We start from the raw sequence: 14,275 nt of genomic DNA on the forward strand, positions 1-14,275 counted from the left end.
TACTCCACGCACGAGGAACGTCTTGCCGTTCTCAAGCCTTGAGCCATGGCGAAGTTCCGAAAGGCGGGTGCGCTTGGCTTCACGATGGCGGAAGGGAACGAAGGCGCGGCGGCGCGGACGGCGGCTGGGCCTTGGGCTGCTGGTCCTGCTGCTGGCCGGCTGCGCGGGCGTCGGCGCTTGGCTGGCCTGGCCGACCTCCGGTCCGCCGCCCGTCGACCCGCCCACCGGCGACGAAACCCCGGTCGAACCAGCCACGCAGTACGTGCCTTCCAACGACCCGCCGTCGGCCCCGCTGTCGCCCCTGCCGGTCGACGAGACCTGCGAGGCCGCCGCCCCCGCCGGCGCGGCCGAGACCAACGCCGCCGGCCTCAACACCCTGGCCTGGGCCCCGTTCGGGCGGGCCGAGACCGGCTGGGTCATCTACGCCCCGCGCATCGGCGCCGAACTGGCCACCGCCTGCGGCCCGGGAACGACTCGCTTCGCCGCCGCCCTCGCCCGCTGGCAGGCGGGCCACGGCCTGCCGCAGAGCGGCGTGCTGGACCAGCCGACCTTCGACGCCATGAAGACCCGCTGGACCCTGGCCCGCCCCTTCGCCGCCATCAACGCCCGGGGCGAGTGCCCCAACGCCCCCGCGCTCGCGAGCCTGTCGACGGCCAAGGCCGACGAGGCCTATGGCGGCAAGACGATCCAGCTGCGCCCCGGCGCGCTGGAGGCCTATCGCCGGATGGTCGAGGCCGCGCGCCAGGACGGCGTCGTCACGAGCCGCGACCCGCGCGTCCTGACCATCTTCTCGGCCTTCCGCGACCCGGCCGCCGACGCCGCCCGCTGCGCCCGCGACAACAACTGCCAGGGCGTCACCCGCACCATCTGCTCGGCCCACCGCACGGGCCTGGCCATGGACGTGTTCATCGCCGCCGCCCCTGGCTACGGCCCCGACTCCAGCGCCGACGACAACCGCCGGGCTATGGCCCGCTCGGACGTCTATCGCTGGATGGTGCGCAACGCCGGCCGCTTCGGCTTCGTCAACTACGTGTTCGAGCCCTGGCACTGGGAATGGACCGGCGAGCCGCCGCTGCCCGGCGTGCCGATCTCAAGCCTTCCTCAAGATGGATCACAACAGCTCGATCAGGGGGCGCCGACGCCTCAACCCGGCCTGAAAGGCCTACTACCTAGGAGGAATGAAGTTCGCTGACGTCCATACCCTGAAGGACCCCAATTGGGGCCGGCGCGAGATCCTGGCCGGCCTTCTCGCCCTCCCCGCCGGGCCTGTCCTGGCCGCCCCGCGCGTCGCCGCCCCGCCGCGCCCGCCGGTCGTCACCGTGCTGGGCGACTCGATCACCGCCGGTCTGGGCGTGCGCCAGGGCGAGGCGATGCCGGCCCGCCTGCAGGCGGTTCTCGCCGCGCGCGGCCTTTCCGTCCAGGTGCGAGCCGCCGGCCGCAACGGCGACACCAGCGCAGGCGGCCTGGCCCGCCTCGAAGCCGCGCTGGGCGGCGACACCGCCGTCTGCGTCGTGGCCCTGGGCGGCAACGACCTGCTGCAAGGCCTGCGGCCCGAGGCGACCCGGGCCAATCTGCGCGCCATCCTGACCCGCCTGCGCGAGCGCCAGATCCCCGCCGCCATCGCCGGCGTCAACGCCCCGGCCCTGCTGGGCGCCGACTACGCCCGTCGCTTCAACGCCGTCTTCACCGACCTGGCCCGCGATTTCGCCGCCCCCCTGCTGCCCAACCTGCTGGCCGGCATCGGCGGCTCGCGCCGCTACATGCAGAGCGACGGCATCCACCCCAACGCCGAAGGCGCGCGCGTGATCGCCGCCAACCTGGCGCCGGTGGTGGTCCAGGCCCTGGCGCGCAGCGCCCAGGTGGCGGCGCGATAGGAAGATGCTCCCCCTGAAGGGGGAGCTGTCGCGGAGCGACTGAGGGGGAAGTTGCAGCGGCATATCAGCGGCCGCTTCCCCCGCCGGCCCTTCGGGCCACCTCTCCCTTCGGGGGGAGGATCTAGAGAAACCACTCCACCGCCACCAGCACCACGCCGGCGATCCAGGCGGTCTCGACCACCATCAGCGCCACGGGCCGCCAGCCGGCGGTCATCACGTCCTTGAACGAGGTCTTCATGCCCAGGCCCGCGATCGCCGTGACCAGGCACCAGCGGCTGACCTCGGTCGCCGCGTCGGCGCCGGCCTTGGGCAGCCATCCCAGGCTGTTGACCGCCACCAGGGCGGCGAAGGCCACCAGGAACAGCGGCAGCTGGGGCCTGGCCCCGCCGCTGCCGCCCGGCGCCATCCGCGCCGCCAGGAAGGCGATCGTGAACACCACCGGCAGCAGCATCGACACCCGCAGCAGCTTCACATAGGTCGCCACGTCGCCGGTGTGCGGCGAGATCATGTAGCCGGCCCCCACCACCTGGGCGACGTCGTGGATCGTGCCGCCCAGGAACACCCCGGCCTTGGTCTGGTCGAGATGCAGGGCCGCCGTCAGCAGCGGATAGGTGATCATGGCGATGGTCGACAGGGCCGTGACCACCACCACCGTCAGGATCGTGTCGCGCTCGCCGTCCTTGTCACGCGGCAGCACCGAGGCGATCGCCAGGGCCGCCGAGGCGCCGCAGATGCCCACCGCCCCGCCCGACAGCACGCCGAAGCCCTGGCGCAGGCCCAGGCGCTTGGACAGGAACGCGCCCAGCAGGATCGTCGAGACCACCGCGATCACCACCGTGACGATCGGCGTGATCCCAAGGCTCAGGATCTGGCCGGCGGTGATCCGCGCGCCCAGCAGGGCGACGCCAAACCGCAGTATGGCCTTGGACGAGAACTCGATGCCCGGGATGCAGCGGCCTTCCTGGTGCAGGAAGTGGAAGGTCATGCCCAGCAGCAGCGCGAACAGCATGACCGGCGCGCCGTAGTGCTGCGACAGCCAGGTCGAGGCGAGAGCGATGGTCCCCGCCACCAGCACGCCGGGATAGAGCTTGATCAGCGCCGCCTGGCCGGGGAACCGCTCCTTGGCCTTCTGCGCCGGGGCCGGCTCGGGACGGCTCAGCCCCTCCATGCCTTCCAGGGATTGGAACAGCGCCCGCGCGGCGGCCGCGTCGGTGTCGAGATCGGAATGCATCGCCAGGCCCTTTGACGAGTCGCCGTGCCGACGACGCCTTCCGTCTGGACCCGGAGCGCAAGCGTGGCAAGTCGAGCCGAGACCCTCCCCCTGAAGGGGGAGGTGTCGGCAAAGCCGACGGAGGGGGATGTGACTTGTGAGCCAGCAACCGCCTCTTCCTCGGCAGGACCTTCCCCCTCCGGCCCTTCGGGCCACCTCCCCCTTCAGGGGGAGGATCTTTTCACCGCCGCCAGCGCCGAGATGTAGGCCTCCATCAGCCGCACCAGTTCGTCCTCCAGCGCCTGCGGGTCCAGCGTCAGCCCCGGCTCGGCGGCGGCCGCCCGCAGCAGGCCCACGGCGGCGTGGGTCAGGACGAAGGCCGACTCCGGCGTCAGCTCGATCTGTAGCCGCGCCTTGCCGGCGATCGAGGCCAGGAACGCCTGGTGGTGCGCCTCCAGCACCGCGTCGCCACGATGGAACATGGCCCCCAGCAGGGCCTGGCGCGTGGCGGGCGAGCCCTCGAAGCCGTTCATCAGCGCCCGCACGATCGGCCGCACGCTGCCCAGGTCCGGCCGTTCGATCAGGGTCTGGGCGATCGTGTCGCGCACCGCGCTGGTCCGCCGCTGGGCCAGCGCCGCCAGGATGTCCTGCTTGTCGGCGAAGTACTGGTAGACCGTGCCGACGCTCACCCCCGCCCGCTCGGCCACGTGATTGGTGGTCAGGCGCTCGGGTCCGCCGCTCTCCAGAAGCTGAAAGGCCGCGTCGAGAATGGCGTCGACGGTGGCCTGCGCCCGCCCCTGGCTCGGCGATCGCCTTTTCTTTTCAGTCACTTGCCATCGACCTCCACGCACCCGCCGGGCCGAACGGCAAGGCGAGTAGGAACATGAGTAATGCTTACATACGCTTGAGGCCGAGAACAGAGGTCCCTCCTCCCCGGGGAGCGGACCGGAAGGAGCCCAGATGATCCGTCCCATCGACGAAGTCCGCGCCCGCGTCGCCTCGCAGAAGACCCTGCTGCCGGGCTTCTACGGCAAGATCGATTTCGACCGCACGCCCGAGCGCTTCACCGAGGACCCTGGCCTCGCCGTCGCCCGCGACCGCAACCCGCTGGGCGTGTCGGTCAGCCAGGACGACCTGGACCGCGTGCGGGCCTACACCATGCTGGGCGACATCGTCGCCGACGCCTACGCCGCCCTGATCCCGCAGTTCGGCTTCCGCCGGCTGATCGACATGCTGGTCGCCGCCTGTGAGCGCGGGATCACCGCCGTGCCCGACGCCCCGCCCGAACTCGCCGCCTTCATCGCCGAGATGGAAGCAGCGCCCGACTGGATCGACATGGACCTGGTCCGCGAGGGCCAGCGGCTCGACCGCAACGCCGCCGCCCACCTTGGCCCATTCGCCATCCGCGGCGCGTTCGTGGCCACCTTCCTCAACAAGTATTCGGCCCTGCCCATGGCCCTGACCGGAACCCTGGGGGCCGAGACCGCCGCCAAGCGGGTCAACGAGACCGCCGCCTTCTTCACCACCACCCTGCTGCCCGGCTCGCTGGAGCGCCACGGCGAGGGCTTCAAGGCCGCCGCCATGGTGCGGCTGATGCACTCGATGGTGCGCTTCAACGCCCTGCGCTCGGGCCGCTGGAACGCCGAGGTCTACGGCGTGCCGATCCCGCAGGTCGACCAGATGCCGGCCGGGCTGATCCCGATCTTCCTGATGTCGTTCCAGATGCTGCGCAAGGGCCGCCGCTGGTTCACCCCCGCCGAACGGGCCAAGGTCGAGCTGGCCCGCTATCGCTGCTTCCTGCTGGGCTTGCCGCAGGACCTGCTGGCCGACACGCCGGAGGGGATCGTGCGGATGATGACGGCCCGCGACAGCACCCTGCGCCGCGGTTTCGACGACGAGACCTGCGGCGCGCTGATCCGCGCCACGCTCGACGCCTACCTGCCGCCGGACGAAAGCCCCGCCAACCGCCTGCACGACCGCGTCGAGCGCCGCTTCGCCAAGGCCTTCTTCCTGCGCCACTTCATGCGCGGCGACCGCAAGCGCGCGGCGAGCATGGGCATCGAGGTGACCCCGGCCGACGAGGCGACGTTCATCGTCGTGGCCCTGCTGGTCACCTTGCAGATGAAGGCCTTCGACCTGGCCGACCGCCTGCCGGTGCTGCGCCACGTCGCCGAGGCGGCCATGGTCCACCGGATCCGGGCCCTGCTGAAGCGCTACGGCCACGCCGAGTTCACGACCGACGCGGCCAGCTACCGCCCCACCAACGCGAAGGCGGCATAAAGATCCTCCCCCTCTGGGGGAGGTGGCCCGAAGGGCCGGAGGGGGGAAGTTCTCAGCTGACGAGGCCTTGGCCGGCTTCCCAACCACTCCCCCCACCGATCGCTACGCGATCGCCTCCCCCACAGGGGGAGGTTCCTTGGACCTCAATCCGCGTCGTCGAACGCGTCTTCACCCGCCGTCTCTTCCTCGCCGGTCAGCGCCGTGTCGAGGCTGTCGATGATCTCGTCCATCTGCTCGGACGTGATCGAGACGTAGATGTTGTCGCCGCCGACGGCCGAGACCAGCAGGCGGTAGCCGTCTTCGGTCTCTTGCAGGGAGAAGGTTTCCAGGGGCTGCAGCTTGGCCATGGGCGGCGTCTTTCGTCTGGGGAATGCGAGGCGCGGATGTAGGCTCCCCGGGCGCTCAGTTCAACGGACGTCCTTCACCCCACGCCCTTCAGGGCGCCCCGCCGCAGCAGCGAGATATGGCAGGCGATCAACACCTCGCGCTCCACCCACGGGAAGTCGGCGCGGGCGATCAGCAGCGACACCAGGCCGTGCAGGCCCGCCCACAGGGTCTGGGTGATGCGCTGGACGTCGTCGTCGTGGGTCAGTCCCGCGTCGCGCACCTCGGCCACGATCTCGGCGAAGCGCTGGAAGGCGCCGATGCCGGCCATCATCGGCCGGTCGCCGACCCGCTCCTTGTAGGTCCCGTCCAGCCCCTTCTCGACCATGAAGGCCACGCGATAGGCGTCGGGGTTCTGCAGGCCGAAGTCGACATAGACCCGCAGGGCCTTCTCGAAGCATTCGGCCGTCGGCGTGAAGTCCGCCCGCGCGGCCTCCATGCGCTCGACCAGTATGGCGAAGGCGCGGATGCACAGCTCGGCGGTGATGTCGTCCTTGGTGGCGAAATAGGCGTAGAGCGCCGGCTGCGAGATGCCCACCGCCTCGGCGATCTGGCGGGTCGAGACGGTGTGCAGGCCCCTGGCGCTGAACAGCTTCAGCGCCGCGTCCAGGATCTCCTCACGGCGCTCGGCGCCCTGGCCCTTGGGCTTGCGGGGGGAACGGACTTTCGGCGCGGTCATCGTCCCTCCTTTCCGTGTTCGGTCCGTCTTGACAACCCACAATAATCGATCAGTGATAACTTATCACCGATCGATGATGAGGGCGAGGGCGATGGACGGGGCGCGTGCTGGTTATGGAGGCGTCGTGCTGCTGACGGCGCTGGCGGTAGCGGCGGGCCTGATGCTGGTCGCCTGCGGCGGCAAGGCCGACACGCCCCAGGCCGCCCCGCCCCCGGCCGTCGAGGCCGTCACCGTCGGCGCGCCCGGCCAGGCCTCGGAACTGACCGCCTCGGGCGCCCTGCAACGCCGCCGCGAGATGGCGCTGTCATTCCGCATCCCCGGCGTGCTGACCCGCATGAGCGTCGAGGCCGGCGACGCGGTGCGCGCCGGACAGGCCCTGGCGGCCATCGATCCGGCCGGCGTCGACGCCCGCCAGACCCAGGCCGCCGCCGACCTGGAGCGCGCCCGCCGCGACGCCGACCGGGCCCGCAAGCTCTATTCGACCGGCTTCGTGGCCAAGGCCCGGCTGGACGACGCCGAAAGCGCGCTGAAGGCGGCCCAGGCCGCCCACGCCGGCGCGGCCTTCGACCGGCGCTGGGCCGCCCTCGCCTCGCCCGTCTCGGGCGTGGTGCTGGCCCGCACGGCCCAGGCCGGCGAGGTGGTGGCGGCCGGCCAGACCGTGCTCACGGTCGCCGATCTTTCCAGTCCGCTGGTGCTGCGCCTGCCGCTGCCCGCCCGCGACGCGGCGCGGGTGAAGGTGGGCTCCAGCGCCGCCGTCACCGCCGACGCCCTGCCCGGCCAGACCCTGACCGGCGTCGTCACGCGCCTGGGCCAGGCCGCCGACGCCCGCACCGGGGCGGTCAGCGTCGAGATCGAGGTCCAGGCCCCGCCCGAGCTGAAGAGCGGCCAGATCGCCGCCGCCCGCCTGCAGGCCCCGGCCTCGGCCCAGGCCGCCGCCCGCGCCGAGTTCGTCCGCATTCCGGCCGAGGCCCTGCTTGAGGCCTCGGGCGACAAGGCCGCCGTGCTGCGCCTGGACGGCGTCGTGGCCCGCCGCGTCAATGTCCGCTTCGGCGGCTTCGACGGCGACGACGCCCTGGTGGCTGGCCTCGCCGCCGGAACCCGGGTGATCACCGCCGGCGCCGGCTTCGTCTCCGACGGCGAGAAGGTCGCCGTGATCGATCCGCGCGCCCTGGCCGCCCCCGCCCGCAAGGTCGCCGGCCAATGAACCTCAACCTCGCCGCCTTCGCCGTAAAGCGCTGGCAGTTCACCATCGTCGCCTTCGGCCTGCTGGTGATGCTGGGGGTCAACGCCCTGCTGACCGTGCCGCGGTCGGAGGATCCGCACTTCCCGATCCCCATCGTCATCGTCCGCGCCGTGCTGCCCGGGGCCGAGCCGGCCGAGATGGAGCAGTTGGTCGCCGACCCGATCGAGACGGCGGTCTACGGCCTCGACAACATCGACAAGGTCGAGAGCAACAGCCTCGACGGCGCGGCGATCGTGCGGGTGTTCTTCACCTGGGACGTCGATCCCGAGCGCAAGTTCGACCAGGTGGTGCGCGAGGTGAACGCCATCCGCGGCAGCCTGCCCGCCGGCCTGCAACGGCTCGACATCGAGCGCGTGCGCACCACCGAGGTGGCCATCGTCCAGGTCGCCCTGGTCAGCGACAGCCTGCCGATGCGCCGCCTGGAGAAGGCCGCCGACCGGCTGTCCGAGCGCCTCGACCGCGTGCCCGGCGTGCGCCAGACCCGCTATTACGGCGCCCCGGCCTCGGAAGTGCGGGTGTCGCTGGACCTGGCCCGGCTGGCCGCCTTGCAGCTGCCGGCCTCCAGCGTCGCCGACGCCCTGCGCGCGGCCGGAGCCGAGGCCCCGATCGGCGCGGTCCAGGCCGGCGCCCGACGCTTCAACGTCAAGTCCGGCGGGGCCTTCCGCTCGCTGGACGCCGTCAAGGACACCCCCGTCCGCTCGGCCGGCGGCCAGGTGGTGCGGGTGCGCGACGTCGCCGACGTCGCCTGGGCCCAGGAGGAGCCGACCCACGTCACCCGCTTCGACGGCAAGCGCGCGGTGTTCATCGCCGTCACCCAGAAGGACGGCCAGGACGTCGGCAAGATCACCAAGAGCGTCGAGGCGGTGCTCGACGACTACGAGAAGGCGCTGCCGGCCGGCGTGAAGCTTGAGCGCGGCTTCGTCCAGGCCCGCAATGTCGAGCATCGGCTGAACAACCTGCTGCGCGACTTCGGCCTGGCCCTGGTGCTGGTGCTGATCACCCTGCTGCCGCTGGGCCCGCGCGCGGGGCTGGTGGTGATGGTGTCGATCCCGCTTAGCCTGCTGATCGGCCTGTCGCTGATCCAGGCCTTCGGCTTCACCCTGAACCAGCTGTCGATCGCCGGCTTCGTGCTGGCGCTGGGCCTGCTCGTCGACGACAGCATCGTCATCACCGAGAACATCGCCCGCCGGATCCGCGAGGGCGAGGAGCGCACGGCCGCGGCCATCAACGGCTCGGGCCAGATCGCCCTGGCGGTGATCGGCTGCACGGCGACCCTGATGCTGGCCTTCCTGCCGCTGATGGCCCTGCCGGCCGGCTCGGGCGCCTACATCCGCTCGCTGCCGGTGACGGTGCTGTGCACGGTGGGCGCCTCGCTCTTCGTGTCGCTGACCATCATCCCGTTCCTGGCCAGCCGGGTGCTGGACAAGCATTCCGATCCCGAGGGCAACCGCCTGCTGCAGGCGGTCAACCGCGTGATCCACACCGTCTATCGCCCCGTGCTGCACCACGCCCTGGCCCGGCCCTGGCTGGCGCTGGCCCTGATGCTGGCCCTGTGCGCCACCGCCGTGCCGATGCTTCAGGCGGCCGGCTCCAGCCTGTTCCCGGCCGCCGAGACGCCGCAGTTCCTGGTCCGCGTCACCATGCCAGACGGCTCGTCCCTGGCCCGCACCGACGCGGCCCTGCGCTATGTCGACCAGCGCCTGGCCCGCGAGCCCGACGTCGTCTGGCGCGCCGCCAACCTGGGCCGCGGCAATCCGCAGGTGTTCTACAACCAGTCCCAGCGCGAGAGCGCGGTGACCTATGGCGAGATGTTCGTCAGCCTCAAGCGCTGGGAGCCGGGCAAGAGCGAGCATCTGCTCGACCGCCTGCGCGCCGACTTCGCCCGCTATCCCGGCGCGCGGATCAGCGTCGAGGTGTTCGAGAACGGCCCGCCGATCGAAGCCCCCGTCGCCGTGCGCATCACCGGTCGCAATCTCGAGGTGCTCAAGGCCCTGGCCGTGCGCGCCGAAGCGGTCCTGAAGAGCACGCCGGGAACCCGCGACGTCGGCAACCCGGTGCGCCTGGACCGCACCGACCTCGACCTCGGCGTCGACGAGGCCAAGGCCGCGGCCCTGGGCGTGCCGGCCGGCGCGGCCCGCCGCGCGGCCCGCCTGGCGCTGTCGGGCGAGGAGACCGGCCGCTTCCGCGACCCCGACGGCGACGACTACGCCGTCAAGGTGCGCCTGCCGATGAGCCAGGTCGACGGCGCCGACCGCAACGCCCTGTCGGCCCTGTCTGGCGTCTACGTGCCCACCGCCGACGGCGAGGCCGCGCCGCTGTCGGCCATCGCCACCCCCAGCCTGAAGTCCAGCCCCGCCCGCATCGACCGCTTCGACCGCGAGCGGACGGTGACGGTCACCGCCTTCGTGCGCACCGGCTACCTGACCGACAACGTCACCAAGGAGGTGCTGGCCCGCCTGCAGAGGGCGCTGCCCATGCCGCCCGGCTACGCCCTGACCCTGGGCGGCCAGGCCGAGGCCCAGTCGGAAAGCTTCGCGGGCCTGGGGGCTGCGGTGATGGTGGCGGTGTTCGGGATCCTGGCGGTGCTGGTCCTGGAGTTCCGCAAGTTCAAGACCGCCCTGGTGGTCGCCGGCATCATCCCGTTCGGGATCTTCGGCGCGGCCGCGGCCCTGTGGCTGACCGGCAATTCGCTGTCGTTCACGGCCACCATCGGCCTGATCGCCCTGATCGGCATCGAGATCAAGAACTCGATCCTGCTGGTCGACTTCACCGAACAGCTGCGCCGCGAGGGAATGAACCTGCACGACGCCATCGAGAAGGCCGGCGAGGTGCGCTTCCTGCCGGTGCTGCTGACCTCGGCCACGGCGATCGGCGGCCTCCTGCCGCTGGCCCTCGAACGCTCGGGCCTCTACTCGCCCCTGGCCATCGCCATCATCGGCGGCCTCGTGACCTCCACCGTGCTGTCGCGGGTGGCCACGCCGGTGATGTACTGGCTGACGGCGCGGGGCGAGGAGAAGCGGGCGACCGCCTAAAGGGACCTCCCCCTCTGGGGGAGGCGGCCGAAGGCCGGTGGGGGGACGTTTTCAGCTTCCGGTGAGTTGGCCGAGTTCCAAGTCACTCCCCCTCCGATCGCTGCGCGATCGCCTCCCCCACAGGGGGAGGTTCAAACAAAAACGGCCCCGCCCTTTCGGGCGAGGCCGCTTGAAACACATCAGTCGGGTCCGAGGGCCCCAAAGGGGGCCTCAGTCGTCGCGGTGGACGCGTTCGCGGCGCTCGTGACGTTCCTGGGCCTCGAGGCTCAGGGTGGCGGTCGGGCGGGCGTCGAGACGGGCCAGGCCGATAGGCTCGCCGGTCTCTTCGCAGTAGCCGTAGCTGCCGTCTTCGACGCGGCGCAACGCCTGGTCGATCTTGGAGATCAGTTTCCGTTGCCGATCGCGGGTCCGCAATTCCAGCGCTCGGTCGGTTTCCGACGACGCCCGGTCGGCGAGGTCGGCATGGTTTTCAGTTTCAGTCTGAAGATGGGACACCGTCTCGCGAGATTCGCGGAGGATCTCTTCCTTCCAGCCGAGCAGCTTCTGCTTGAAATATTCAAGCTGACGCTCGTTCATGAAAGGCTCGTCGTCCGAAGGACGATAGGTGTCCGGTTCTTTAAGAACAGTGGCCGTCTGCATCAACGCCTCACGCCCCGATGAACTCCGCCCTCAGCGGGCGGTGTGCTTATACCAAAACGATAGCCCCGTTCAATGAACGTCGCGTGAGCGGCGCGTTCAGGCGCGCGAGCGCCCTTGAACGGCCCATGCGGGCGACGGCGACTCACGCTTACGGCGAGCTTCGCCGCGCCGACCGGGGCTGTAAAATCGCGGGAAAGGGCCAGAGGTTCCATCCCGCCGTTCCTCACGCGCCGCGCATGACGGCCAGCTTGGCCTCTTCGACGGCGGCGCGGGTCTCGATCTCGTTGAGCAGGCTCTGCAATTTCGGATCGTCGACGGATTCGCGATGCTCGCGAACGGCCCGCTTGAGCTTGTCGATGGTGCTGGGCGAGACCTCCCCGTCCAGCACGGCGATCTTCAGGCCGTCGAGGATGTCGAGGATGTCGTCGGCCCGGCGGATCGCCCGGCGCTTGCGCTCGGCCGGATCCATGTTGGCCTGCAAGGCGAGCAGGGCGTCCAGCGAGCCCATGCCCGCCAGGCCGCCGGCCGCCGCGGTTCCGGCGACGCCGCCGGCCGCGCCGACGCTGGGCAGCGCGAAGCTCGACCCGCCGCCCGTCGGCCGCGCGCGTGATGCGCCAGCCGCGCCCACGCCTCCCGTGCTCGAAACCTTCATGACGACCGTCGCTCCACCGCTGGTCTCGTACGCCTACATATAGGGAGTCGCGCTCCCCGATGAGAACTCATATTCGAGAAGCGCGCTTGCGGTATGGTTAATGCCGGGCAGAATCTGCCGGACAGGATTGTCGCAGGCGTTTCTGTCCGCCCTGATCATTGATTTTCCTCACCTTTTTCGTTGGCCCGGTTCTGGCATGGGCCGCGACGGAATTGCGTCCTCGGTGTGGAAGTCCATGCGTCCTTCACTTTTCAGCTCCGTTCTCGCCGGCCTGGCTCTCGCGGCCGTCGTCGTCGTCGCCGGTCCGGCCGCCGCCAAGTCGCGGATCAAGGACATCGTCGCCGTCGAAGGCGTGCGCGATAACCACCTGATCGGCTACGGCATCGTCGTGGGCCTCAACGGCACGGGCGACAGCCTGCGCAACGCGCCGATGACCAAGCAGAGCATGGAGTCGCTGCTGGAACGCCAGGGCGTCAACATCCGCGACGCCAACCTCAACGCCAAGAACGCCGCGGCCGTGATGGTCACCGCCAAGCTGCCCGCCTTCGCCGGCGCCGGTGCGAAGATCGACGTCTCGGTCTCGGCCATGGGCGACGCCAAGAGCCTGCAGGGCGGCACCCTGATGGTCACCGCGCTGCAAGGCGCCGATGGCCAGACCTACGCCGTCGCGCAAGGCCAGGTGCAGACCGGCGCCGTCTCGGCCGGCGGCGCCTCGGGCAGCTCGATCAGCCGCGGCGTGCCCACCGCCGGCCGCATCGCCGCCGGCGCCGACGTCGAGCGCGAGACCGGCTTCCAGATGGTGGCCATGAGCGAACTGCGCCTGTCGCTGCGCAACCCCGACTTCACGACCTCGCGCCGCATCGCCGACGCCATCAATTCCAAGTACCCCGGCTGCGCCCAGGCCCAGAACCCGACCATCGTCGCCATCCGCTCGCCGGCCGGCATGGACATGATCAGCTTCGTGACCGCCATCGAGAACCTGGAAGTCGAGCCCGACGGCCCGGCCAAGGTGATCATCGACGAGGTCAACGGCGTGGTGGTGATGGGCGACGACGTCCGCATCAGCCAGGTGGCCATCGCTCAGGGCAACCTGACCATCTCGGTCCAGGAGACCCCGGCCGTCAGCCAGCCCGCCCCGTTCAGCCAGGGCCGCACCACGGTCGTCCCGCAGTCGGCGATCAGCATCGACGAGGAAAAGGGCAAGAAGCTGATCACGCTCGGCGGCGGCGCGTCGCTCAAGAGCCTGGTCGGCGGCCTCAACGCCCTGGGCGTCACCCCGCGCGACATGATCACCATCCTGCAGGCGGTGAAGGCCGCCGGCGCCCTGCAAGCCGACATCGAGGTGATGTGATGAGCGCCTTCTCCATCACCTCGCCGCCGATCACCGGCCTGACCGCCAGCACGGGCCCCACCGCCAGCTCGGCCGCCGAACTGCTCAAGCGCGGCAAGATCAAGGAGACGGCCGACAAGTTCGAGTCCTCGTTCCTGTCGGTGATGATGCAGTCGATGTTCGAGGGCGTGAAGACGCCCGAGCCCTTCGGCGGCGGCCAGGGCGAGGAGATGTTCAAGTCGCTGCTGACCGACGCCATGGCCAAGGAAGTGACCAAGGCCGGCGGCGTCGGCGTCTCGGCCACCGTCCAGCGCGAGATGCTGAAGATGCAGGGCCTGCAGGAGGTCGCCCAATGACGAGCCCCGCCCTCCTCTCTGCCTCGGACGAGCGCGTCGAACAGCTGATCATCCTGACCGAGCGCCTGACCGACCTGATCGCCAGGCAAGCCACCGCCTTCGAGGCCCGCCGCCCGCACGAGGCCGCCCGCCACGTCGAGGAGACGGCCAAGCTGGCCAATGTCTATCGCCACGAGTCGGCCAGGGTGCGCGGCAACGTCGCCCTGGTGCAGGCCGCCACGCCCGACCGCCGCCGCCGCCTGGTGCGCGCCACCGAGGCCTTCGACGCCGTGCTGGCCCGCCAGTCGCGCGCCATCGCCGCGGCCAAGACCGTCACCGAGGGCCTCGTCCGCGCCGTCGCCAACGAGATCGCCGCCCAACGCCCGCAAGCCGCCGGCTACGGCCCCAGCGCCCACGGCGCCGGCTACGCCAACAACGCCACCGCGATCACGCTGAACCGCAAGGCCTGATCGGCAGATCCTCCCCCTGCGGGGGAGGTGGCCCGGAGGGCCTGAGGGGGGCCGTTCTCAGCTTCCGCCAGGCCGGCCATCTTTCCCCGTAAAATCCCCGCGAAAGCGGGGACCCAGGCTTTTTCTGAAACCCACGGCGCTCGACGA

At 70.9% G+C, this 14,275-nt stretch carries 14 protein-coding genes; 8 read left to right on the forward strand and 6 right to left on the reverse strand.

Annotated elements, in window-relative coordinates; all coding sequences use genetic code 11:
• Positions 1–73 precede the first annotated feature (73 nt).
• Positions 74–1,192, forward strand: a complete 1,119-nt coding sequence (locus V6S85_RS17760; protein ID WP_334349766.1) for a M15 family metallopeptidase — start codon at positions 74–76, stop codon at positions 1,190–1,192.
• The gene (locus V6S85_RS17765) at positions 1,179–1,874 is read left to right on the forward strand and encodes an arylesterase (protein WP_334349767.1); all 696 of its coding nucleotides are present in this window, start codon (positions 1,179–1,181) and stop codon (positions 1,872–1,874) included. Before V6S85_RS17760 ends, V6S85_RS17765 begins: the two co-directional genes overlap by 14 nt.
• A gap of 121 nt (positions 1,875–1,995) precedes the next feature.
• On the opposite strand, the gene V6S85_RS17770 is transcribed toward V6S85_RS17765, so the two are convergent.
• Positions 1,996–3,105, reverse strand: coding sequence for a YeiH family protein (locus tag V6S85_RS17770; RefSeq protein WP_334349768.1), 1,110 nt, complete (start codon positions 3,103–3,105; stop codon positions 1,996–1,998).
• Positions 3,106–3,308: 203 nt separating this feature from the next.
• A complete protein-coding gene (locus V6S85_RS17775; protein ID WP_334349769.1) occupies positions 3,309–3,914 on the reverse strand; it encodes a TetR/AcrR family transcriptional regulator in 606 nt (201 codons plus the stop codon).
• 130 nt (positions 3,915–4,044) lie between these two features.
• On the opposite strand from V6S85_RS17775, the gene V6S85_RS17780 reads away from it, so the two are divergent.
• The gene (locus V6S85_RS17780) at positions 4,045–5,364 is read left to right on the forward strand and encodes an oxygenase MpaB family protein (protein ID WP_334349770.1); all 1,320 of its coding nucleotides are present in this window, start codon (positions 4,045–4,047) and stop codon (positions 5,362–5,364) included.
• A 143-nt stretch (positions 5,365–5,507) separates the two neighbouring features.
• Here V6S85_RS17780 and V6S85_RS17785 read toward each other — a convergent pair whose 3' ends face one another.
• Both V6S85_RS17785 and V6S85_RS17790 read right to left on the reverse strand, forming a co-directional pair.
• The gene (locus tag V6S85_RS17785) at positions 5,508–5,711 is read right to left on the reverse strand and encodes a hypothetical protein (RefSeq protein WP_101718719.1); all 204 of its coding nucleotides are present in this window, start codon (positions 5,709–5,711) and stop codon (positions 5,508–5,510) included.
• Positions 5,712–5,785: 74 nt separating this feature from the next.
• On the reverse strand, positions 5,786–6,427 hold the full coding sequence (locus V6S85_RS17790; protein WP_334349771.1) for a TetR/AcrR family transcriptional regulator: 642 nt from the start codon (positions 6,425–6,427) through the stop codon (positions 5,786–5,788).
• A gap of 160 nt (positions 6,428–6,587) precedes the next feature.
• On the opposite strand from V6S85_RS17790, the gene V6S85_RS17795 reads away from it, so the two are divergent.
• Positions 6,588–7,631 carry an efflux RND transporter periplasmic adaptor subunit gene (locus V6S85_RS17795; protein ID WP_442885685.1) on the forward strand — a complete coding sequence of 348 codons (1,044 nt, stop codon included), beginning with the start codon at positions 6,588–6,590 and terminating at the stop codon, positions 7,629–7,631.
• Positions 7,628–10,702 (forward strand): efflux RND transporter permease subunit, encoded by a 3,075-nt coding sequence (locus V6S85_RS17800; RefSeq protein WP_334349773.1) that lies wholly within the window; start codon positions 7,628–7,630, stop codon positions 10,700–10,702. Before V6S85_RS17795 ends, V6S85_RS17800 begins: the two co-directional genes overlap by 4 nt.
• Before the next feature lie 210 nt (positions 10,703–10,912).
• On the opposite strand, the gene dksA is transcribed toward V6S85_RS17800, so the two are convergent.
• Together dksA and fliX are read right to left on the reverse strand one after the other, a co-directional pair.
• Entirely contained in the window at positions 10,913–11,341 is a 429-nt protein-coding gene (gene dksA / locus V6S85_RS17805; RefSeq protein WP_058346549.1) for an RNA polymerase-binding protein DksA, read from the reverse strand.
• Positions 11,342–11,564: 223 nt separating this feature from the next.
• Positions 11,565–11,993 carry a flagellar assembly regulator FliX gene (gene fliX, locus V6S85_RS17810; RefSeq protein ID WP_334349774.1) on the reverse strand — a complete coding sequence of 143 codons (429 nt, stop codon included), beginning with the start codon at positions 11,991–11,993 and terminating at the stop codon, positions 11,565–11,567.
• 235 nt (positions 11,994–12,228) lie between these two features.
• On the opposite strand from fliX, the gene V6S85_RS17815 reads away from it, so the two are divergent.
• Genes V6S85_RS17815 through V6S85_RS17825 form a run of 3 tightly spaced genes read left to right on the forward strand, consistent with a single transcriptional unit; the run spans position 12,229 to position 14,128 of the window.
• Positions 12,229–13,344, forward strand: a complete 1,116-nt coding sequence (locus tag V6S85_RS17815; RefSeq protein ID WP_334349775.1) for a flagellar basal body P-ring protein FlgI — start codon at positions 12,229–12,231, stop codon at positions 13,342–13,344.
• Positions 13,344–13,679, forward strand: a complete 336-nt coding sequence (locus V6S85_RS17820) for a rod-binding protein (RefSeq protein ID WP_116564059.1) — start codon at positions 13,344–13,346, stop codon at positions 13,677–13,679. Before V6S85_RS17815 ends, V6S85_RS17820 begins: the two co-directional genes overlap by 1 nt.
• Positions 13,676–14,128, forward strand: a complete 453-nt coding sequence (locus V6S85_RS17825; protein ID WP_116564061.1) for a flagellar basal body protein — start codon at positions 13,676–13,678, stop codon at positions 14,126–14,128. Before V6S85_RS17820 ends, V6S85_RS17825 begins: the two co-directional genes overlap by 4 nt.
• Positions 14,129–14,275 lie beyond the last annotated feature (147 nt).

Source organism: Caulobacter sp. CCNWLW153, from assembly GCF_036889365.1.
GTDB classification, from domain to species: domain Bacteria; phylum Pseudomonadota; class Alphaproteobacteria; order Caulobacterales; family Caulobacteraceae; genus Caulobacter; species Caulobacter radicis.

Coding starts and splice junctions, on each gene's coding strand:
- V6S85_RS17815 (WP_334349775.1), top strand. CDS start 12,229: ATGCGTCCTTCACTTTTCAGCTCCGTTCTCGCCGGCCTGGCTCTCGCG.
- dksA (WP_058346549.1), bottom strand. CDS start 11,341: ATGCAGACGGCCACTGTTCTTAAAGAACCGGACACCTATCGTCCTTCG.
- V6S85_RS17765 (WP_334349767.1), top strand. CDS start 1,179: ATGAAGTTCGCTGACGTCCATACCCTGAAGGACCCCAATTGGGGCCGG.
- V6S85_RS17795 (WP_442885685.1), top strand. CDS start 6,588: ATGCTGGTCGCCTGCGGCGGCAAGGCCGACACGCCCCAGGCCGCCCCG.
- V6S85_RS17820 (WP_116564059.1), top strand. CDS start 13,344: ATGAGCGCCTTCTCCATCACCTCGCCGCCGATCACCGGCCTGACCGCC.
- V6S85_RS17785 (WP_101718719.1), bottom strand. CDS start 5,711: ATGGCCAAGCTGCAGCCCCTGGAAACCTTCTCCCTGCAAGAGACCGAA.
- V6S85_RS17770 (WP_334349768.1), bottom strand. CDS start 3,105: ATGCATTCCGATCTCGACACCGACGCGGCCGCCGCGCGGGCGCTGTTC.
- V6S85_RS17790 (WP_334349771.1), bottom strand. CDS start 6,427: ATGACCGCGCCGAAAGTCCGTTCCCCCCGCAAGCCCAAGGGCCAGGGC.
- fliX (WP_334349774.1), bottom strand. CDS start 11,993: ATGAAGGTTTCGAGCACGGGAGGCGTGGGCGCGGCTGGCGCATCACGC.
- V6S85_RS17800 (WP_334349773.1), top strand. CDS start 7,628: ATGAACCTCAACCTCGCCGCCTTCGCCGTAAAGCGCTGGCAGTTCACC.
- V6S85_RS17825 (WP_116564061.1), top strand. CDS start 13,676: ATGACGAGCCCCGCCCTCCTCTCTGCCTCGGACGAGCGCGTCGAACAG.
- V6S85_RS17780 (WP_334349770.1), top strand. CDS start 4,045: ATGATCCGTCCCATCGACGAAGTCCGCGCCCGCGTCGCCTCGCAGAAG.